At 69.9% G+C, this 20007-nt stretch carries 19 protein-coding genes; 7 read left to right on the plus strand and 12 right to left on the minus strand.

Features of this window, described 5'->3' with window-relative positions; genetic code table 11:
- Nucleotides 1–5: 5 nt before the first annotated feature.
- The gene (locus EPL04_RS03170) at nt 6–1844 is read right to left on the minus strand and encodes a flippase-like domain-containing protein (protein WP_134669352.1); all 1839 of its coding nucleotides are present in this window, start codon (nt 1842–1844) and stop codon (nt 6–8) included.
- A gap of 372 nt (nt 1845–2216) precedes the next feature.
- On the opposite strand from EPL04_RS03170, the gene EPL04_RS03175 reads away from it, so the two are divergent.
- Nucleotides 2217–2456, plus strand: a complete 240-nt coding sequence (locus EPL04_RS03175; RefSeq protein WP_134669353.1) for a DUF7123 family protein — start codon at nt 2217–2219, stop codon at nt 2454–2456.
- A 122-nt stretch (nt 2457–2578) separates the two neighbouring features.
- On the opposite strand, the gene yjjX is transcribed toward EPL04_RS03175, so the two are convergent.
- Together yjjX and EPL04_RS03185 are read right to left on the minus strand one after the other, a co-directional pair.
- The gene (gene yjjX / locus EPL04_RS03180) at nt 2579–3097 is read right to left on the minus strand and encodes an inosine/xanthosine triphosphatase (RefSeq protein ID WP_134669355.1); all 519 of its coding nucleotides are present in this window, start codon (nt 3095–3097) and stop codon (nt 2579–2581) included.
- Between the two features lie 68 nt (nt 3098–3165).
- Nucleotides 3166–3963, minus strand: a complete 798-nt coding sequence (locus tag EPL04_RS03185; protein ID WP_134669357.1) for a helical backbone metal receptor — start codon at nt 3961–3963, stop codon at nt 3166–3168.
- A 249-nt stretch (nt 3964–4212) separates the two neighbouring features.
- Between EPL04_RS03185 and EPL04_RS03190 the strand changes: the two genes are divergently transcribed.
- Both EPL04_RS03190 and EPL04_RS03195 read left to right on the plus strand, forming a co-directional pair.
- On the plus strand, nt 4213–5178 hold the full coding sequence (locus tag EPL04_RS03190) for a transcription initiation factor IIB (protein ID WP_134669359.1): 966 nt from the start codon (nt 4213–4215) through the stop codon (nt 5176–5178).
- Between the two features lie 52 nt (nt 5179–5230).
- Nucleotides 5231–6259: a DNA-methyltransferase gene (locus tag EPL04_RS03195; protein WP_134669361.1), complete on the plus strand. Its 1029-nt coding sequence runs from the start codon at nt 5231–5233 to the stop codon at nt 6257–6259.
- Between the two features lie 9 nt (nt 6260–6268).
- Here EPL04_RS03195 and EPL04_RS03200 read toward each other — a convergent pair whose 3' ends face one another.
- A complete protein-coding gene (locus EPL04_RS03200) occupies nt 6269–6925 on the minus strand; it encodes a helix-turn-helix domain-containing protein (RefSeq protein ID WP_134669363.1) in 657 nt (218 codons plus the stop codon).
- A gap of 84 nt (nt 6926–7009) precedes the next feature.
- Here EPL04_RS03200 and EPL04_RS03205 point away from each other — a divergent pair, with 84 nt between their 5' ends.
- Together EPL04_RS03205 and EPL04_RS03210 are read left to right on the plus strand one after the other, a co-directional pair.
- Nucleotides 7010–7681, plus strand: a complete 672-nt coding sequence (locus tag EPL04_RS03205; protein ID WP_134669364.1) for a type I 3-dehydroquinate dehydratase — start codon at nt 7010–7012, stop codon at nt 7679–7681.
- Nucleotides 7682–7724: 43 nt separating this feature from the next.
- The gene (locus tag EPL04_RS03210; RefSeq protein ID WP_134669366.1) at nt 7725–8204 is read left to right on the plus strand and encodes a zinc ribbon domain-containing protein; all 480 of its coding nucleotides are present in this window, start codon (nt 7725–7727) and stop codon (nt 8202–8204) included.
- Here the strand turns inward: EPL04_RS03210 and EPL04_RS03215 are convergent, their stop codons facing one another.
- The 4 genes from EPL04_RS03215 to ppsA form a co-directional block, all read right to left on the minus strand.
- Nucleotides 8205–9389 carry a 3-dehydroquinate synthase II gene (locus EPL04_RS03215; protein WP_134669368.1) on the minus strand — a complete coding sequence of 395 codons (1185 nt, stop codon included), beginning with the start codon at nt 9387–9389 and terminating at the stop codon, nt 8205–8207. It abuts the gene before it with no gap.
- 76 nt (nt 9390–9465) lie between these two features.
- Nucleotides 9466–10338: a DUF7537 family lipoprotein gene (locus EPL04_RS03220; protein WP_134669370.1), complete on the minus strand. Its 873-nt coding sequence runs from the start codon at nt 10336–10338 to the stop codon at nt 9466–9468.
- A 94-nt stretch (nt 10339–10432) separates the two neighbouring features.
- Nucleotides 10433–11599 (minus strand): hypothetical protein, encoded by a 1167-nt coding sequence (locus EPL04_RS03225; protein ID WP_134669371.1) that lies wholly within the window; start codon nt 11597–11599, stop codon nt 10433–10435.
- Nucleotides 11600–11693: 94 nt separating this feature from the next.
- The gene (gene ppsA, locus EPL04_RS03230) at nt 11694–14018 is read right to left on the minus strand and encodes a phosphoenolpyruvate synthase (RefSeq protein ID WP_134669373.1); all 2325 of its coding nucleotides are present in this window, start codon (nt 14016–14018) and stop codon (nt 11694–11696) included.
- A 199-nt stretch (nt 14019–14217) separates the two neighbouring features.
- On the opposite strand from ppsA, the gene EPL04_RS03235 reads away from it, so the two are divergent.
- Nucleotides 14218–14646 carry a hypothetical protein gene (locus EPL04_RS03235; protein WP_134669375.1) on the plus strand — a complete coding sequence of 143 codons (429 nt, stop codon included), beginning with the start codon at nt 14218–14220 and terminating at the stop codon, nt 14644–14646.
- A gap of 10 nt (nt 14647–14656) precedes the next feature.
- Here EPL04_RS03235 and EPL04_RS03240 read toward each other — a convergent pair whose 3' ends face one another.
- From EPL04_RS03240 to pyk, 3 genes are all read right to left on the minus strand, one after another.
- A complete protein-coding gene (locus EPL04_RS03240; RefSeq protein WP_134669377.1) occupies nt 14657–15358 on the minus strand; it encodes a TIGR00266 family protein in 702 nt (233 codons plus the stop codon).
- 83 nt (nt 15359–15441) lie between these two features.
- A complete protein-coding gene (locus EPL04_RS03245; protein ID WP_134669378.1) occupies nt 15442–15636 on the minus strand; it encodes a DUF7312 domain-containing protein in 195 nt (64 codons plus the stop codon).
- A gap of 54 nt (nt 15637–15690) precedes the next feature.
- The gene (gene pyk, locus EPL04_RS03250; protein WP_134669380.1) at nt 15691–17439 is read right to left on the minus strand and encodes a pyruvate kinase; all 1749 of its coding nucleotides are present in this window, start codon (nt 17437–17439) and stop codon (nt 15691–15693) included.
- Between the two features lie 104 nt (nt 17440–17543).
- On the opposite strand from pyk, the gene EPL04_RS03255 reads away from it, so the two are divergent.
- Nucleotides 17544–17828 (plus strand): GYD domain-containing protein, encoded by a 285-nt coding sequence (locus EPL04_RS03255; RefSeq protein WP_134669382.1) that lies wholly within the window; start codon nt 17544–17546, stop codon nt 17826–17828.
- A 17-nt stretch (nt 17829–17845) separates the two neighbouring features.
- Here the strand turns inward: EPL04_RS03255 and metG are convergent, their stop codons facing one another.
- On the minus strand, nt 17846–19993 hold the full coding sequence (metG, locus tag EPL04_RS03260; protein WP_134669383.1) for a methionine--tRNA ligase: 2148 nt from the start codon (nt 19991–19993) through the stop codon (nt 17846–17848).
- Between the last annotated feature and the right edge of the window lie 14 nt (nt 19994–20007).

The following is a 20007-nucleotide window of genomic DNA, read 5'->3' on the forward strand; positions in this document are numbered from 1 at the left end:
CCGATTCAGTCGTCGGTCGGTTCGGCGGCCTCGGCCTCGACGCGCTTGCTCTGCTCGACCGCCTCGGTCAGCGAGACGTTCAACACCAGCATCGAGCCGACGCCACCGATCAGCGTAACGACGTTTTTGACCGCGTGATCCAGGATGGCCGCCCCGAGCGCGACGCTCCAGCCGATGGGGGTCAGCCCCGCCACGAGGACCGTAAACGCCCCCTCGTAGAGGCCGATGCCGCCGGGCGACAGCGGCAACACCTTCGCGAGGTTGCCGACGCTGACCGCGAAGAAGCCGACCGCGACCATCGTGACCACCGGTAGCGAGACGTCGAACGCCGCGAGCACGAGCAAAGCGGTCGCCACGTCGAGCGTCCAGATGGCGAGGCTCGACGCCCCCACCGTGGCGAACGCGCCCCGGTCGCCCGCGACGGTCTGGACGTCGCCCGTGAACCGCTCGACGACGCCCGCGACGTACTCGGCGTACGAGTCCGAGCTGAGCCGCGAGACCGCCCCGCGGACGAAGTTGCGGTCCGACCGGGCGCTGGCGACGATGACCGCGACCGCGAGGATGGCCGCGAGGCCGACCCCGCCCGCGACGTACACCGCGGTCTGGCCGCTCGACCCGACGCCGCCCTCGGCCGGCCCGGGGCCGAGCACGGTCGACTGGAGGCCCGCGATCGAGGTCACGCCGGTGAGCGCGAGCCCGATCAGCACCGCGCCCGCGAGCACCGTGATCGTCAGCAGGTCGAAGACGCGCTCGACCGCCAGCGACGCGAACCCGGTCGGGTACGGGATCGACCGGCGGGCCTTTACGACGTAGGCCCGGACCCCGTCGCCGAGCCGCGCCGGGAACACGAGGTTGCCGGTCTGGCTGATGAAGATCGCCCCCGTCAGGAACCCAGTCGTCTCGGTGTAGTCGAGTTCTTCGAGGATGTCCTTGTACCGGCGCCCGCGCAGGGGCCACGACAGCGCGTAGACGACCGCGGCGACCCCGACCAGCGTCGGGTCGGCCGCCCGCATCCGGGCGAGCACCTCCTCGACCGGGAGGTAGAGGGTCGTCAGCGCGATCGCGATCACCGTCAACAGCAGACCCGCGACGATCGACACCCGACGGGTGATCCGAGGCTGGACCGAAAACTCCCACCAGCACCGCAGGATCTGGCTCCCCATGCCGAACACGTCCCGGACGATGTCGACTTTCGAGTCGCCTTTCGGGGTCCAGTCGACCGCGAACTCCTTGACGTCGTAGCCCCGCCGCTGGGCCCGGACCAGCACCTCGGTGTCCCAGAACCAGTGTTCGTCCTCGACGTCGGCCAGCACGTCGAACAGCGCCGCGCGATCGAACGCCTTGAACCCGCACTGGTGGTCCCGGAGCCCCGAGCCCAGGAACGTACGGGTCAGCCCGTTGAACCCCCGGCTGGCGACGTCGCGTTTCGCCGGCCGGTCGGCCTCGTCGCCGGGCATCCACCGCGAGCCGGTGGCGAACTCGTACCCGCCCGTCCGGACGCTCTCGACCAACTCTTCGAGGTGTCGCATGTCGGTCGCGAGGTCGGTGTCGAAGTACACCAGCGTCTCGCCGTCGGCGGCCTCGAACGCGCGGTTGAGCGCCCCGCCGCGGCCGAGTCGCTCGTCGCTGTGGAAGTGTCGGACCCGGTCGTCCTCGGCGGCCATCCGGTCGGCGATATCGGGCGTACGGTCGTCGCACCCGTCCTCGGCGACGATGACCTCGAAGGCTCCCGCGGGGAGAAACGACCCCAGCGTCGAGAGCGTGGTCTCGACCGTGTTCTCGATGGTCGCCTCCTCGTTGTAGGCCGGGAGGACGACGCTGACCTCGACTGCGCGGCCACTCATTGTCGAACGGGACAGTCCGCCGGCCTAAGTACCTTCTGCTCCGTTCCGGGAGTCAGCGACGGGCTAAGCGGGCCTTCGACGCGCTCGGGAGCCGTCGGACGGCGATCGCGGCCGACGCGACGAGACACCCGCCGGTAACTCGGCGTTACTCTCGTTCCACGCGACGTTTCCCGCCGTTTCGACCGTTTCGGTCGCCGGCCGAATCCGCCCGGGCGGGCGGCCCGGGCGAAACTCCGGATTAACCAGCCGTACCAACACCCCGTCCCGGGGGTGTTTTGTTCGTTTCCCAGCTTGCGAAATCGCATGCGGGCGGCGTGTTAACCGGGTGTACCAAATCCCCTAAGGCGGACGCCGCGCTACGTAGAGATAGTCATGAGCACGACCGCTGCTGGCACGACCACCCTCACCGACAAGCAACAGCGCATCCTCGGGTACCTCCGCGAGCACGGCGACACCAAGACGTACTTCAAGTCCCGGCTCATCGGCGACGAACTCGGCCTGACCGCCAAGGAGGTCGGCGCGAACATGACCGCCATCGCCGAGGGGAGCTTCGACGTCGACGTCGAGAAGTGGGGGTACTCCTCGTCGACGACGTGGAAGGTCACAGCCTGAAGCCGCCCGCCGAACCCCGTCCCCGGTCGTTCCGCTGCTGGCACGCGCTCGGGGGTTTCCGCGGTTCGATTCCGCTCTCGCTTTTTCCGCACCGTGATCGAGACCACAGCCGCCCCGCCGCCTCACTCGTAGCGGTCGGTCACGAACGGGCCGAGCGCGCCCGCGAGCGCCGCGGCGAGCGCGCTCTCGCGGTCGATGACCTCGCCCGTCAACACCCCGGCCGCACCCTGCTGTTCCGCGACATCGGCGGTGCCCAAGACGTCGTCCATCACCGGACCGAGTTCCTCGCCGGCCCTGACGCGGGCGGCGACCGACTCGGGGAGGCCGAGTCGCGGGCCCGCGCCGAGCCCCGATCGCTCGCCGTCGGTGACCGCCGCCCACATGGTCAAAAACAGGCCGTCGGCGCCCTCGACCTCGGCGACCCCGCCTTCGAGGCCGACGCCGAGATCGAACGCGCCGGCGTCGAGGGCGTTCCGGGCGCGGGTCCGCGCGCCCTCGATCGTCTCCGACGGGCCGAACGGCTGTTCGCTCACGCCCGACCGGACGTCGACGGCGTCGACCGACGCGTCTGCGACCCCCGAGAGCGCGGTCTCGGTCGCCCGCCGCTTCACCGGGTTCGTGCTGCCGACGGCGACTCGCATACCCGAGCCGAGACGGGCGTCCGACTTGGCGGTTGCGCTCGCGGGGCGATCCCCCGACGCGAGCAGACCTACGCCTCGATCGCCGCGGGGTGGAGGACGGCCGCGAGCGTCTCGACGCCCTCGATCAGCCGCGGACTCGGCTGGTTCAAAAGCGAGTCGTCGAGGACGTGGACGTTGTCCCGTTCGATCGCCGGGAGCTCCCAGCCCCGGTCGGCCACGACCGCGGGGTCGCTCCGCTCGCCGTGCCCGCAGACGTGGAGCACGACGTGTTCGGGGCCGGCGGCTTCGACGCTCGCGGCCGAGACCTCCCGAGAGCGTTCGCCCGGCGGGACGAACGGGTAGCGCCCGCCGGCGGTCTCGATGGCCTCGGGCACCCAGTTGCCCGCCGCCATCGGCGGGTCCGACCACTCCTCGGCGTAGACGACCGGGCGGTCGCGGCCCGCCACGAGCCCCCGGACGCGGTCGAGCCGGCTCCGGGCGCGCCACGCGAGGTCGTGGCCCGCCTTCGGGAGCCCGGCGGCCGCCCCGAACGCGGCGAACGATTCGACGACGTCCGCGAGCGTGGCCGGCGCCGCGTGGAACACCTCGTGGCCGCGCTCGCGGAGGTCGTCGGCGACCTCCGCCTGGAGGTCGTCGGACGTCACCACGAGGTCGGGGTCGAGGGCCGCGACCGCGTCGTAGTCGGGGTCGAGCCAGCCGCCGACCCGCGCGGCGTCGACATCCGAGCAATGGTGGGTCGCCCCCACGACCCGGTCCAGCCCGCCGAGCGCGCGCAGGGTCTCGGTCGCGCTCGGCGCCAGCGAGACGATTCGCTCGGGCCGCGAATCGGGGGCCGTCGGCTCCGGTCGATCGGGTGCGGCGTCCATCGCGTCCCACTCGGAGCCCCGGGGCGTTAAATCGTCCGCTCGCGGGGCCCCGCGCCCAGTCCGAGAGACGCGCCGTCTCCGCGGCGACTTCGCGGACCGTGGTAGCCGTTCACGCGAACCGCGAAATATAATTCCGAAAATACTAAATACCTTTCGGAAGTATTGAGGTGTAAGAACTGAGGTCCGGGTTTCTCAGGTTTTCCCCCTGCCCGGTAGCCCACGGCCTCTCGCGTAATTAGAGGAGCTAGCATGACAGACACCCGAATCCAGACCAGAACTGCGAGCGAGAACGAAGTCGAAGACGAACGAGAAGACGGAACCGCCTGCCCGGAGTGCAGCGGCCACCTCATCGCCGACGACGAGCGCGGCGAGACCGTCTGCGAGGACTGCGGCCTCGTCGTCGACGAAGACCAGGTCGACCGCGGCCCCGAGTGGCGCGCGTTCGACTCGAAGGAGAAAAACGAAAAGAGCCGGGTCGGCGCCCCGACCACCAACACGATGCACGACAAGGGGCTGTCGACTAACATCGACTGGCGCAACAAGGACGCCTACGGCAACTCGCTCGGTTCGCGCCAGCGCGAGAAGATGCAACGGCTCCGCAAGTGGAACGAGCGGTTCCGGACCCGCGACTCCAAAGAGCGCAACCTCAAGCAGGCGCTCGGCGAGATCGACCGCATGGCTTCGGCGCTCGGGCTCCCGAACAACGTCCGGGAGACCGCTTCGGTCATCTACCGGCGCGCGCTCGACGAGGACCTCCTGCCCGGCCGCTCGATCGAGGGCGTCTCGACGGCCTGCGTCTACGCCGCGGCCCGACAGGCCGGCGTCCCCCGGAGCCTCGACGAGATCGCGGACGTGAGCCGGGTCGAGAAGAGCGAGGTCGCCCGGACCTACCGGTACGTGGTCCGAGAGCTCAACCTCGAAGTCAAGCCCGCCGACCCCGAGAGCTACGTCCCGCGGTTCGCCTCCGGGCTCGACCTCTCGGACGAGGCCGAACACCGCGCCCGCGAACTCCTCCAGACCGCCAAAGAGCAGGGCGTCCACAGCGGCAAGTCGCCGGTCGGGCTCGCCGCGGCCGCCGTCTACGCCGCCGCGCTACTCACCAACGAGAAGACCACGCAGGCCGAGGTCAGCGAGGTCGCCGACATCAGCGAGGTCACGATCCGCAACCGCTACCACGAACTGCTCGAAGCCGAGGAAGCGCCCGCAGTCCTGTAGTCTCCCGAACCGAAAGACCGTTCTGTCGCCCGCGTGAGATGCCACTAAGCGGATGGAGACCGAACACCGGATCCACGTCGGCGACGCTCGCGAACTCGACGGAGTGAGCGACGGCTCCGTCGAACTAGTCGTCACCTCGCCGCCGTACCCCATGATCGAGATGTGGGACGATCTGTTCGGGGCGCTCGACCCCGCGATCGAGGACCGCCTCGCGGCGGGCGAGGCCGACGCCGCCTTCGAGGCGATGCACGACGCGCTCGGCCCGGTGTGGGACGAACTAGCCCGCGTGCTCGTCGACGGCGGTATCGCCGCGATCAACGTCGGCGACGCGACCCGAAGCCTCGGCGGGGGCTTCCAGGTGTTCCCGAACCGGGCCGAACTGGTGGCCCGGCTCCGCGATCGGGGGTTCGCGCTGCTGCCCGAGATCGTCTGGCGCAAGCCCGCCAACGGCCACACCAAGTTCATGGGGTCGGGGATGGTGCCGCCCAACGCCTACCCGACGCTCGAACACGAGTACGTCCTCGTGTTCCGAAACGGGACCGAACCCCGGTCGTTCGAGCCGGGCGCCGACCGGCGCTACGAGGCCGCCTACTTCTGGGAGGAGCGAAACGAGTGGTTCTCGGACCTCTGGACCGACGTTCGGGGGACCGGCCAGTCGCTCGACGCCGAGGCCCTCCGCGATCGGTCGGCCGCCTACCCCTTCGAGATCCCCCATCGGCTCGTCCAGATGTACTCGGCGTACGGCGACACGGTGCTCGACCCCTTCTGGGGGACCGGCACCACGACGCTCGCGGCGATGGTCGCGGGCCGGGACTCGGTGGGCTACGAGCTCGACCGGGAGTTCCGGGCGGTGTTCGACGACCGCGTCGCCGGCGTCGGGTCGCTGGCCGACCGCGTGGCCCGCGAGCGACTCGACGCCCACCGCGCGTTCGCGGCCGACGCCGACCTCGGCTACGACGCCGAACACTACGATTTCGGCGTGAAGACGAAACAGGAGCGCCGGATACGGCTGTACACCGTCGACGGCTACGAGCGCGAGGGCGACCGGTACGTCGTCGCCCACGAGCCGGTCGAGGAGTGAGGCCCCGAGCTACCCCGTCTCGTCGGGAAGCGTCAGCGCCGACCGGACCAGCGCCTCCGAGCCCCGGCGGATCCGCTGGGAGGCGGCGTTGGCCGAGATGCCAAGCGCCTCGCCGATCTCCTCGGCGGACGCGGCCCGCGGGACCGCGAAGTACCCCGCCTCGGCCGCCGTGACCAGCGCCTCGTACTGCGCGGGCGTCAGCCCGAACTCGCGCTGGCGCGGTTCGGCGGGGTGGGTGAGGTGGTTGACCTCGAACGAGTGGTCGGTCTCCCGGAAGTGGGTCTGGAACGACGACACCATCTCCTCCTCGGCGAACCGCAGTCGCAGGGTCCACCGGTCGGACCGCGCGGTCGCCTCGATGATCACCGCGTGGTGGTCGATCATGTCGTGGACCAGATCGCAGACCTCGTCGGTCCACACGACCCGGTACAGCACCTCCCCGTCGGCCTCCTCCGCGACGTCGACCTCGGCGACCGTCGGGTCGTCGGCCAGCGCTCGCCGGAACCGCTCGAAGTCGCCGCCGGTCGCCCAGAGAAACGGGAACACCTCCCTCGGGCTGTGAGTTGCCAATCGGTCGGCCTCGATCGTCATCTCGGGGACCGCCGACAGCGCCTCCGCCAGCGCGAAGGCGCGTGCGGGGATGGTGAACTCGCCGACGATACTCATGGCCCTACTCCGGGAGCCGGCGAAATAAGTGCCCGGGCGGCCCCGACGGATACGCTTTTGCCGGTCGGTCCCACAGGGTCGGGCATGGAGTTCGACGAGTTCGTCCTCGCGGCCGCCGTCGGCGACCTCGACGCCGAGCCCCGAGCGCGCCCGCACGCCGACGCGGTCGAGTTCCGGATGGACCTCGCCGACGACCCGCTCGCGGCGCTGGCCGACTACGACGGCGAGCTTCCGGTTATCGCCACCAACCGCGCGGCGTGGGAGGGCGGCGAGGCCGGCGACGACGAGGCCCGACTCGCCGCCCTCGCCGAGGCCGCCGAACTAGCCTGCGTCGGCGCGGTCGACGTGGAACTGAAGAGCCTGACCGACGGCGAGGGCGAGACGGTCGCCGAGCGCGCTCGCCGGACCGGGACCGCCGTGATCGCTTCCGTCCACGACTTCGGGGCCACGCCGCCGACGCCCGAACTGCGCGGCCTGCTCGAATCGGCCACCGACCGGGGCGACGTCGGGAAGCTCGCGGTGACCGCCGAGGACCGGGCCGACGTGCTCGACCTGCTCGGGGTCACCCACGAGTTCGGGACGGCGGGCGCGCGGGTCGCTACGATGGCGATGGGCGCGGCGGGTCGACACTCGCGGGCGGTCGCGCCGGTGTACGGATCGAAGATCGGGTACGCGCCGGTCGACCCCGCCGAGGCGACCGCTCCGGGTCAGTACGACCTCCGGACGCTCGCGGGGCTGGTCGAGCAGTTGCGGTGAGCGGGGACAGCATTTATATTCGTCGGCCGGTAACCCCCGGACAGTGACTCGTACGAAATCCGGAAAGCGACCGTGGCTAGGCGCCCTACTGTCGTTTTTCCTGCCCGGTATCGGGCACGTCTATCTGAAGGAGTGGCTCCGGTCGGCGATGTGGTTCGCGCTCGCGGTCAGCGCGGTCTTGCTGTTCGTTCCGATGCCCGACTCGGTGATGGCGTCGGCCGAGGCCGGCGGGATGGAGTCGGCGTGGACCGCCGCGATGGAGGCCACCTCGGACCTGTCACTGGAGGCGATGCTCCCCGTGCTCGTGGTTCGGATCTTCAGCGGGATCGACGCCTACTGGCTCGCGCTCCGGACCGACAGCGTCGGCGGCGACGACGGGAACGGCGGCGCGGAGTGTCCCTCGTGCGGTCGCACCGTCGACGAGGACCTCGACTTCTGTCAGTGGTGTACGGCGCCCCTTCCGGGTCGCGACGAGGGCTCGGAGGGGGAGGTCTCGGCCGAGAACGGCGCGGTCTCGCGGTAGTTACTTCTCGATGATGCTCTCCTCGACGGTCTCGCCGAAGTGGCGAGCGCCGCCCTCGCGGTAGACCCGGAGTTCGTCGCCGACCGCGAGATCGGTGACGGCGGTCCGGCCCTCGCGGGTCGGGACCTTGATCGTCTCGGCGTTCTGGAGCAGCGTCTCCACCCGGTCGCCGGGGGCGCTCGAACTCTCGTCGTCGAACTCCGCCTCGACGCGGAACATCGGACGCTTCTCGATCTTGACCCGGCCGACGGTCGCCTCCCTGGTGGTGCCGTCCAGATCGACGATCTGGACTTGATCGCCGGATTTCAGCTCCGAGAGGTACTTGGTACCGCCGTCGGGCGTCCGGACGTAGGCGTGGACCGCGCCCGCGTTCACCCGGAACGGCCGGGAGGCGACGTACGGCGACTCGGCGGTCTCGGCGTGGACGAAAAAGAGCCCGCGGGACATCGACCCGACCAACATCCCCTCGTCGTGGTCCATCAGGCTCCCGGTGTCGATACAGACCCGGTCGGCGGTGCCGGTGCGCTCGACCGCGGTGACGGTCGCCCAGTCGAACTCGAGGGTCTCGCGTTCGGCCTCGTCGCGGACCGCGACCGTCTCGCGGATCTCGTCGGGGTCGTCGGTGTCGAGCAGGACCGCGTCGCTCCCGATTTCGAGGGTCTCGAACGCGGTCTGGGCCTCGGCGGCCGTGGTGACCCCCGCGACGAGTTCGGTCTCCTCGCCGATCCGGGCGATGAGATTTTCGAGGGGGATGATCGTCCAGTCCTCGCCGACGACGAGGGTGTAGTCGGCCTCGGTCGCGGCCGCCTCGGCGAACGCCTCGTAGTCCTCGTCGAAGATGCGAACGTACGCGCCGTCGGCCCGGTCGTCGTCGCGCCGGAGCGTCGAGAGGTCCGCCGACCCCGAGAAGTCCGAGGGGAGATCGACCGTCCCGTCGCCCTCGCCGTCCTTGCCGACGACGTAGGCGTCCGGTTGGGCCGCCGATCCGGCCTCGTCGATCACTTCGGCGTCGCCGTCGGTGAACGCCGCGACGTTCACGTCCCCGAGCTCCCGGACGCGGCCGACGTCTTCGCGGTCGACGAGCACCCAGTCGACCCCGGATTCGAGTCCCGCGGTGATGCGTCGCCGACGCGCGTCCCAGTCGCCGACCGCGTCGTCGGCCTTCAGCCATACCGAGCGTGTCATACTCGGAGGCTTGCGTCCCGGTGGCTTGAACGTGGCGGATGCGGCGACCCCACGCCCGCGCGCGGTCGGAGCCGGGTCAGTCCGAACCCGGCGCCGTCGTGGGCGTTTCGGCCGTCGCGTTGGTCGACCTGAGCGCGGGCGCGACCCACTTCGGGCGCTCGACCGATCGCTCGCCGAGGTCGGCGAGTTCGAACTCGTAGTGGACCCGGGTGGTCGGTTCCTCGCCCTCGTAGCCCGCCGTCAGCGAGAGTTCGTGGACCCGGCCCTCGCGGTCGACGACCGCGGTCGCGTCGAGGTCGGTGACGTTGGCCGCGCCGGCGGGCTCGGTCGCCCGGAGGACCGCGACCTCCCGGCCGTCGCGCTCCTCGATCCGGTCGATGTCGTAGTCGCCGGCCGCCAGCGCGAGTTCGACGAGCCACGCGTTGGTGACCTGCGAGTCGAGGTCGGCCCGCGGCAGGTGGGCCCACGACTCGTCGGGGACGCCGATCCCCTCGCCCGAGCGGTTGTACGCCCGGACCCGCGTCCAGTCCTCGCGATCGTACCGGACGACGCTCGCGGTGTGGTTCGCCCAGATGTCGGTGGCGACCGCCGTCGTCTCGTCGCCGAGGTCGCGCTCGCTCGTGGAGTTGACGACCAGCGGCGCCAGCCCGGTCTCGACCCGCCCGCGCTGGACGGTCCGCTGGCTCGCGGGCCCGACCGTGACGTTCGCGCGGAACGCGAACGCGAACCCGGTCTCGTTGAGCGCGGCCCGGTGGGCCGCCACCAGCGCGGCGGCGTCCGCGACGCCCGACTCGTTCAGCCCCGGTGCGAACGTCGCGTTCGCGCCCTCGTCGGTCATCGGCGGGGCGTCGGTCGTCGTCTCGGTCGCCGTGGGCGCGACCGTCCCGCCCGAACAGCCGGCCAGAAGCGTCGCCGCCGCCAGAACCAGCGCGGCCGTCGATGCACGCATTTCCCGGACGTGGGTGCTCGTGCCTGTTAAACCGGCTCGATTGTACCGGCTCGTTTACTCGCGTAGCCGGTGCTTTAGAACGGCTAAGTCGCGGTTACCCGGCCGGCGTTTCGGTCTCGGACGCCGTCTCGAAGCCGAAGCTCGCGTTGACGAGCGGAGTCCCGGTCGGTCCCGCGACCACGAAACGGTACTCGCCGTCGAGCCGGTCGGCCTCGCCCTCGGTCGGCGGTTCGTCGCCGATCACGGGATCGGCGCCGTCGGCGGGGAAGTAGACGTACGCCGCCTCGCCGGGTGCGAGCGATCGGTTCAGTTCGAGCGTGACGTTCCTCGCCCCGCGACGGACGCGAACCGTCGACTCGGGCGCGAGCGTCTCGCCGCCCTCGTTCGAGACGACGAAGTGGTCGTCCGCGGAGTCGACGTCGATATCGGCGGCGACGGTCGCCAGCGCGCGGTCGGCCCACGCCGGGTACTCGACGACGACCCCGCCGAGCGTTTCGAGCGTGAACTCGTATCGGAAGCCGGTCCGGTCGGTTTCGACGGTCACGTCGAGCCGGTGGATTCGCCCGCGCTCGTCGGCGACGACCGTCGCATCGTACGTCGAGACGTTCCCGAACGCGGTCGAACTCCGGTTGGGCGCGGTCGCGCGGAGCGTGGTCAGCGTGGATCCGTCGGTCGACCCGACGTCTGCGACCTCGAACTCGCCGGCCCGGAGCGCGGTCTCGACGAGTCGCGCCAGCGAGGCCTGCTCGGTCACGTCGAACGCCGTCGAGCCGACGACCGGCTCGCCGTCGGGCGACAGCGACGCGTTGGATTTGTCGTACACCGTCCGGTTCCGGGTGCGGTACTCGTAGAGGGCGACCGACTCGTTCGCCCAGATGTCCGATCGGATCCGCCGGGTACCGTCGTCAGACTGGACGTCGGTGACCGACCGGATCCGGATCGGGGCGTGGTTCGTCCCGACCGCGGCGCGGGCGGTCCCCTGCTGGTCGAACGAGCCGTCGGCCGACCCCGCGGTCCGGACCCGGTAGGTGTAGCCCGTCTCGGCGAGCGCCGCCCGGTGGGCCGCCACCAGCGCGCTCGCGTTCGCGACGCCGTCGGGGCTCACTCCCGGCGGGAGGTCGGCGCTCGACGCGTCGGACCGGGCCGTCGTTTCGGTCGGCTCGCCCTCCGCGGCGGTCGTCGCCGTCCGGGCCGCGCTCCCCGCACACCCCGCGAGGACGACGAGCGCGAGTACCGCGGCTGTCGCCAATCGTGTCGACATACCGAACGGTTCCGGCGGGTGCGGAGATAAATCGACGGGACCGTCCGCGGTCCGACCCGGGAGAAATCGAGGGTTCGACCGCGGTAAGTCGTCGTTAGCGCACCGAGTCGAGCACGAGCTTCTGTTCGACGCGCTTGACCTCGTGTTGGACGTCCCGGACCGCGTCGATGTTGGCCGAGATGGAGCTGACCCCTTCGTTGACGAGGTGCTGGACCATCCGGGGCTTCGAACCGGCCTGCCCGCAGATCGAGGTCGCGACGTCGTGCTCGCGGCAGGTCTCGATGGTCTGGGAGATGAGTTCGAGCACCGACGGGTGGAGCTCGTCGAACCGGTCGGCGACGTTCTCGTTGTTGCGGTCGACCGCGAGGGTGTACTGGGTGAGGTCGTTGGTCCCGAACGAGGCGAAGTCGATCCCCTGTTCGGCCATCGCCTCGATGCCGAGGGCCGAGGCGGGCGTCTCGATCATCACGCCCCACGTCCGCTTGTCGGGGTCGATGCCCGCGTCCGCCATGAGGTTCCGGGCCCGAAGCACGTCCTCGGCGTCGTTGACCAGCGGGAACATGATCTCGACGTTGTCGTACCCCATCTCGTAGAGGCGGGCGAACGCCTCGAGCTCGTGGGCGAACACGTCGGGCCGGTCGAGGCTCCGCCGGATCCCCCGGTAGCCGAGCATGGGGTTGTGCTCGTCGGGCTCGTCCTCCCCGCCCTCGAGCTGGCGGAACTCGTCGGTCGGGGCGTCGAGGGTCCGCACCCGGACCGGCCGGGGGTAAAACTCCTCGGCGACGCCCCGGATGCCGTCGACGATCTCGGTGACGTAGGCGTCGACCCCGTGGTCGTCGAGGTACTTCGCGGGCGTCTTGTTGGTCGAGAGGATCATGTGCTCCATTCGGAGGAGCCCGACTCCGTCGGCGCCGGTCGCCGCCGCGCGCTCGGCGGCCTCCGGGATCGAGACGTTGACCTTGACCTCGGTGGCCGTCATCGGCTTGACCGGGGTCTTCGGGCGGGCGTCCTCGATCGGCTCGCGCTCCTCGTCGGTCTCCTGACGGCCCCGGACGACGGTTCCCTTGTCGCCGTCGATGGTGATGAGCTGGTCGTCTTCGAGCGCGGCGGTGGCGTCGCCCGACCCCACGACCGCGGGACAGCCAAGCTCCCGGGAGACGATGGCGGCGTGGCTGGTCATGCCGCCCTCGTCGGTGACGATGCCGGCCGCCCGCTTCATCGCGGGCACCATGTCGGGGGTCGTCATCTCGGTGACGATGACGTCGCCCTCCGCGACCTTGTCGAGCTGGTCGAGCTTCGTGACGATGCGGACCGGGCCGCTCGCGATGCCGGGGCTCGCGCCCAGCCCGGAGACGAGCACGTCGTCGCCGCTCGACTCGGCGCTGGCGTTCGCGCCCGCGGCCGACTCGACCGCGCCGCTCCCGTCGGCGATCCCCTCGGCGCTCCCGGCGCCGGCGTCTGTCTCGATCTCGCTCTCGTCGTCGATCGTCGTGATCGGACGCGACTGGAGCATGAAAACCTCGCCGTCGACGACCGCCCACTCGACGTCCTGCGGGCCGCCGTAGTGGTCCTCGACGCGCTCGCCCAGTTCGACGAGCCGCGCGATGTCCGACTCGTCGAGGACCTGCGACTCGCGCAGGTCGTCGTCGACGGCGCGCTCGACGGTCTCGCCCGTCTCGTCGTCTTTCTCCATCATCGTCTTCTTGTCGGCGACGGTCACGTCGACGGTCTCGCCCGTCTCGCGGTCGACGACGTAGTTGTCGGGCGAGACCGATCCCGAGACGACCGCCTCACCGAGCCCCCACGCGGCCTCGATGATGAGCTTTGGCTCCCCGGTCGAGGGGTGGCTGGTGAACATCACGCCCGACTTCTCGGCGTCGACCATCCGCTGGACCACGACAGCGATGTCGACTTTCGAGTGGTCGAACCCCTGCTCTTGGCGGTAGTAGATGGCCCGCTGGGTGAAAAGCGACGCCCAGCACTGCTTGACCCGGTCGACGAGGTCCTCGCGAGTGATGTTGAGGAAGGTCTCCTGCTGGCCCGCGAACGAGGCGTCGGGCAGATCCTCGGCGGTCGCGGACGACCGGACCGCGACGAACGGATCGTCACCGAGGTCGTCGTAGGCGGCGAGCATCTCCTCGCGCATCCCCTCGGGGAACTCGGTGTCCAGAATGAGTTGTTCGGCCCGCGACTGGGCCTCGGCGAGCGCGGCGGAGTCCTCGGTGTCGACGTCGACGGCCTCGAAGAGTTCCTCCTCGATGCCGGTCTCCTCCAGGAACCGGCGGTAGGTGCCAGCGGCGACGACGAACCCCGACGGGACGGGCAGGCCCGCGCCGGTGAGTTCCCCCAGCGACGCGCCCTTCCCGCCCACCGATTCGAGGTCGTCCGCAGTGACTTCGTCCAGCCAGAGTACAGCCATTGTGTCCGTGTAGTCGAACACGAAGGCGAATAAAGAATGTTCCGACCGTGTCGTCGCGGTAATATTTACTCGAAATCGGATACCGATACGGATTCGGAAATCGGACGACGGAGCCGGCCTCCCGGTCGGACGCGCGGTCGTGTTATTCGGCCGATACGAAACGCGTGGGTTTTATAATCCGGGGTTCGTGGCATCGCTCATGGACGCGAAACGCTCGATTCGGTGGGCGCTCACCTACGTCGCGCTCTCGGCGGTCGCCGCCGTCCTCGGTGGCGGCCTCGTCGCCGCGGGCGCCATGCTCGGACTCGGGACCGCCTACGAACAGCTCGCCGGCGGCGCCGCGCTCGGGTCGGTCGCCGCCACCGCCGCGCCCGGCCTCGCGCTCGCGGCGCTCGGCGCGGTCGTGTGGGCGGTCGGGTCGGTCGCCGCCTTCCTCAAGGTGTTCACCGAGGCGGTCGACGAACAGATGCGCGAGCGCTTCGACAGCGAGAAGGTCAAAAGCGAGATCCTGAGCGTGCTCGACGACCGGCTCACGGACGTCGAACGCGACACCGAGGAGACGCGCCGGAAGGTCGCCGAACTCAAGCGCGAGGAGACCGCAAGCGAGTTCGAGTTCGGCGAGCAGTGAGGCCGCCGGCCTAGAACACGTCGACGTCGACGCCGCCGTCGCCGTCGTCCGGAACCCCGCCGACGATAGCCTCGGTGAACGTGTCGAGCCCGCGGGTCTGGTACCACACCGTTCCCGGGCCGGTGAACTCCATCACGATCCCCTCCCCGCTCAGGAACGTCGACTTGAGGTCGCCGACCCGACGGGCGTCGAACTCGACGCCGCTCTCCCACGCGAGGACGTGTTCGTTGTCGACGACGTACGACTCGCCGTGGTCGAGTTCGACGGTCTCGATGCCGCCGAACGCCTCGATGAACACGTCGCCGGTCCCTCTGAGCGCCAGCGGCGTGATGCTCGCGCCCGCCAGCATCGACTTGAGGCCGCCGAACTCCGAGTCGATGTCGAGGTCCGGGTTCGACGCGAGATACGCGCCGTCGACCGCGTAGAGGGTCTCGTCGTTCAGCTCGTGGTGGTAGATGTCGCCCGGGGTGGGCGGCGAGAGGGTCACGGTGCCGGCCTCGCCCTCGGCGGTGAACTCGTTGGCGAACATCGATTCGCCGCCGAGCATCGACTTGGCGGAGCTGAGGAGGCCGTCCCGGGTCGAGGTTGTCTCGACTGACACCGACGGCGAGTGGCTGACCATCGCGCCGGGTTCGGCGAGGACCGTCTCGCCTGCGCGGAGGTCGGCGACCAGATGAGCGTACGACGGGCGGTGGGTGAGTTCGAATTCCATGGGAATTACCGGACGAGGAGTCTCGTCCGCGCGAAGCTATTCGTGATATCGTGTTAACGTTTTCCCACTGGAGCGCCGACGGATCAGACCGCGAGCAGAACGAGCCGACCGAACAGCGCGAGCATGGTGAGAGCGCCGAGCGCGACGAAAAAGGCGTTCTCCGCCGACGGCGACCCCGGGTGAACCGAGAGATCGAAGTCCTCGATCTCGGCCTCGGCTTCGGCGTCCTCGCCGACGTCGTCGAGTTCGTACTTCCACTCCGAGTCGGAGTCCGGCATACGACTCGATACGGCACCCACCGTCAAAGCCTTGGCGACCTCCTCACGCCCCGCTCACGGTCGGTCGACGAGGCTGATGTCGCCCTCGTAGACCACGCCCCGCTCGGCGTCGAGGGTCACGACGTCGCCGTCCCGGATCGCGGGGTCGAGGGGCGCGCCGCTGATCATCGGAACGTCGAGTTCGCGAGCCACCATCGCGGGATAGCCCGTCATGCCCGGCCGGGCGTCCACGATGCCGACCAGCTTCGCGGGATCGCCGGCGAACTCCCCGTCGAAGCCGGGTTCGAGCGCGAGCAACGATCCGTCGGGCGCCGCCAAGAGGTCCCCGTCCTCGGTCCGGAACACCGGCGCGGCGACCCGCCCGCGGACGACGCTCCGACCCGTGGCGATGGTCTCGGCCGCGACGTGGACTTTGAGCATGTTCGTGGTACTGGTGTCTTCGAGCTGGGACATCATTCCCGAGAGCACGACCACGGTGTCGCCGCTCTCGGCGACCCCCGCGTCGAGTGCGGCCTGCACCGCGTCCTCGATGATGTTGTCGACGCCCTCCGACATGGGCGTGTACTGGGCGTTGACCCCCCACGAGAGCGCGAGCTGGCGCCGGACCTCGTCGGTGGGCGTGCTGGCGACGACCGGCATCGCGGGCCGGAACTTCGCCACCTTGAGCGCGGTGTACCCGGACTCGCTCGCGGCCACGATGGCCGAGGCGCCGATGTCGCGGGCGAGGAACCGCGCCGACCGCGCCAGCGCGTCGGTCCGGGCGTCGTCGGCCGGCGGGACCCGCTGTTCGCGGCTCTCGTCGTACTCCGCGGAGTTCTCGACCTCCCGGACGATGCGGTCCATCGTCTCGACGACCCGGACCGGGTCGTCGCCGATCGCGGTCTCGCCCGACAGCATCACCGCGTCGGTGCCGTCGAGCACGGCGTTTGCCACGTCCGAGGCCTCCGCGCGGGTCGGGCGGCGGGCGTGGACCATCGAGTCGAGCATCTCGGTCGCGGTGATGACCGGGACCCCCGCCCGCTGGCACGTCCGGATGATGCGTTTCTGGATCATCGGGACGTCTTCGAGCGGACACTCGACACCGAGATCCCCGCGCGCGACCATCACGCCGTAGGCGGCGTCGACGATCTCGTCGAGGTTCTCGACCGCCCCGCGGCGTTCGATCTTGGCGACCACGGGGATGTCGGCGTCGTGGTCTTCGAGGTACTCGCTGACCTCGTAGACGTCGGCGGCGCTCCGGACGAAGCTCGCGGCGACGAAGTCGACGCCCTTCTCGGCGGCGAGATCGAGGTCTCGGCGGTCTTTCTCGGTCACCACGTCGAGGTCGAGTTCCACGCCGGGGACGTTGACGCCCTTCCGGCTCTGGAGCTCCCCGCCGCTGTCGACGCGGGCGTGGACGGCGTCGCCCTCGACCGATTCGACGGTGGTCTCGATCCGGCCGTCGTCGAGCAACACCGTGTCGCCGGGTTCGACGTTGGCGATGGCGTAGCTCAGTCCGACCTCCTCGGGCGTCGCGTCCTCGCCCTTCACGAACCGGACCGTCGAGCCGGTTTCGAGGTGGACCGGCTCGTCGACGGGCGCGGTCCGAATCTCCGGCCCCTGGAGGTCGAGCATCACCGCCAGCGGGTTCTCGGTGGTCTCGTCGACCGCCCGGACGTGGTCGACGAGCTCGGCTCGGTCCTCGCGCGAGCCGTGGCTGGCGTTCAGCCGGGCCACCGTCATCCCGGCGTCCGCGAGCTCGCGAATCGTGCGCTGGGAGTCGGAGGCCGGCCCCAGCGTGCAGACGATCTTGGCGTTTCTCATGGCCCCCGGTAAGCCGCCTCGGACAAAAAAGCTCGTGATTAACTCGGGGTGTAGTAGTCGATCTACCCAAACCACTTTATTGCGTTGCGAAGAATGAGACAGATATGCACACGTACGCGTCACTGGTCGACGTGAGCAAGGACGTCCAGAACCCCCAGGAACTCACGTCGGTCTGGGGCGACATCCGAAGCGATCTCGAAGATCGAGACGCGACGCTGAAAGACACCTACGCCATCCTCGGAGAGTACGACTTCCTCGTGATCTTGAGCGCGCCCGACCGCGACGCGGCCTATCAGGCGGCGCTCGCGCTGGACCGCCACGGCCTCGACTCCCAGACGATGGAGATCATTCCCACCGACGAACTGGCACACGTCGTCGACGACGCGTAGCCCGACGGGCCCGAACGCTACCGGACTTTCGTTCCCGGCGCGCTGTCGCCGTGGGTCGTCAGGATGTCCGCGTCCTCGCCCGCCGCCAACAGCATGCCGTTGCTCTCGACGCCGAACAGCTCGGCCTTTTCGAGGTTCGCGACGATGACCGCGCGGGTGCCCGCCAGCTCGTCGAGGTCGTGGAGCTGTTTGATGCCCGCGACGATCTGGCGACGCTCGACGCCGATGTCGACTTCGAGGCGCGCCAGATCGTCGGCCCCCTCGATCGGCTCGGCCGCCTCGATCTCGCCGACGCGGATGTCGAGGTCCTGAAAGTCCTCGAAGCTGATGCGGTCGTCGGCGATCGGTTCGAGATCCGGTGCGGGCTCGTCCTCGGCGTCGTCGGCGCTCTCGCCGTCGGCCTCACCGTCGTCGGCCTCACCGTCGTCGGCCGGGCCGGCGCTCGCTTCCATCTCGGCGCTGAGTTCCTCGACGCGGTCGTCTTCGATCTTCTCGAACAGCTCGTCGGGCTCGCCGAAGTCGCCGGGCGGCGATTCGAGACAGGCCTCGAGGCTCGCGTCGTGGACCGACCCGTCCTCGCCGAGTTGCTCCCAGAGCCGCTGGGCCTTGCCGGGCAGGATGGGCGCCGCGAGCACCGCGACCGCCTTCGCCACCTGCACGCAGTCGTAGATGACCTGCTCGGCCCGGTCGGGGTCGTCGTCGGTGAGGTTCCACGGCTCGTTGCGCTGGATGTACTCGTTGCCGAACCCGGCGAGCGCGACCGCCGCGTCGCCGGCTCGCTTGAGCGAGTAGTCGTTGACGGCGGCCTCGAAGTCCTCGACGGCCTCCTCGATACGGGACGCGACCTCCTCGGAGGTGGTCGCGTCGGGGGTGCCGCCGTAGTTGCGGGCCGCAAAGAGCAGGCTCCGGTAGGCGAAGTTGCCCAGCGTCCCCACCAGTTCGCCGTTGACCCGCTCTTGGAACTTCTCCCACGAGAAGTCGACGTCCTGCTGGAAGCCGCCCGTCGTCGTCAGGTAGTACCGGACGAGATCCGGGTCGAACCCTTCGTCGAGGTACTCGTCGGCCCACACCGCGCGGTCGCGGCTGGTCGAGAACGCCGCGCCGTCGAGGTTGACGAAGCCGCTCGCCATCACCGCGCGCGGTTCGTTGTACCCCGCCGCCCGGAGCATCGACGGCCAGAACACGGTGTGGTGCTGGATGATGTCCCGGCCGATGATGTGGACGATCTCGCCGGTGTCGCGACCGGCCCACGTCTCGGCGTCGGCGGCCGCCGGGTCGTCGGCGTCGGGCGCGTTCGCCTTCCAGACGGTCTCCCAGTCGAAGGTGTCGGCGCCGACCCGCTCGGTGTACTGCTTCGTGGACGCGACGTACTCGATGGGGGCGTCGACCCAGACGTAGAGGACCAGATCGTCGCCGTCCTCGCCGGGGTAGTCGATGCCCCAGTCCATGTCCCGGGTGATACACCAGTCCTGGAGGCCGTTCTCGATCCACTCGCGGGGCTGGTTTTTCGCGTTGCTCGTGCCTTCGAGCCGGTCGAGAAAGCCCGTGAGGTAGTCCTCGAACTCCGAGACCCGGAAGAACTTGTGGGTCCGCTCGCGGTACTCGGCGGGGTTGCCCGAGATGGCCGAGACCGGGTCCTCGATCTCGCCGGGTTCGAGGTGGCGGCCACACCCCTCGTCGCACTCGTCGCCGCGGGCCTGCTCCCCGCAGTAGGGACAGGTTCCCTCGACGTACCGGTCGGGGAGCCACTGGTCGTCGGTGGGGTCGTAGGCGACCTGTATCTCCTTCTCGTAGACGTGGCCCGCCTCGTCGAGCGTGCGGACGATCTCCCGGGTGAGTTCGGTGTTGGTCGGTTCGTGCGTGTGGCCGTAGTTGTCGAACTCGACGTTGAACTTCGGGAACGTCCCGGCGTACGTCTCGTGGTGGTCGAGGGCGAACTCCTCGGGGGAGACGCCTTCCTTCTCGGCGTTGACCGCGACTGGGGTGCCGTGCATGTCCGATCCGGAGACGAACGCGGTCTCCTGGCCGAGCGTCTCCAGCGCGCGGGCGTACGCGTCGCCGCTGACGTACGTCCGGAGGTGGCCGATGTGCAGGTCGCCGTTGGCGTACGGCAGTCCGCAGGTCACCACCGCCGGCCGGTCCGTCGGGAAGTCGTCGTGGCTCATACTGTTCGGTCCGT

The organism is Halorussus marinus, assembly GCF_004521895.1.
In the GTDB taxonomy this organism is placed as follows: Archaea; Halobacteriota; Halobacteria; order Halobacteriales; family Haladaptataceae; genus Halorussus; species Halorussus marinus.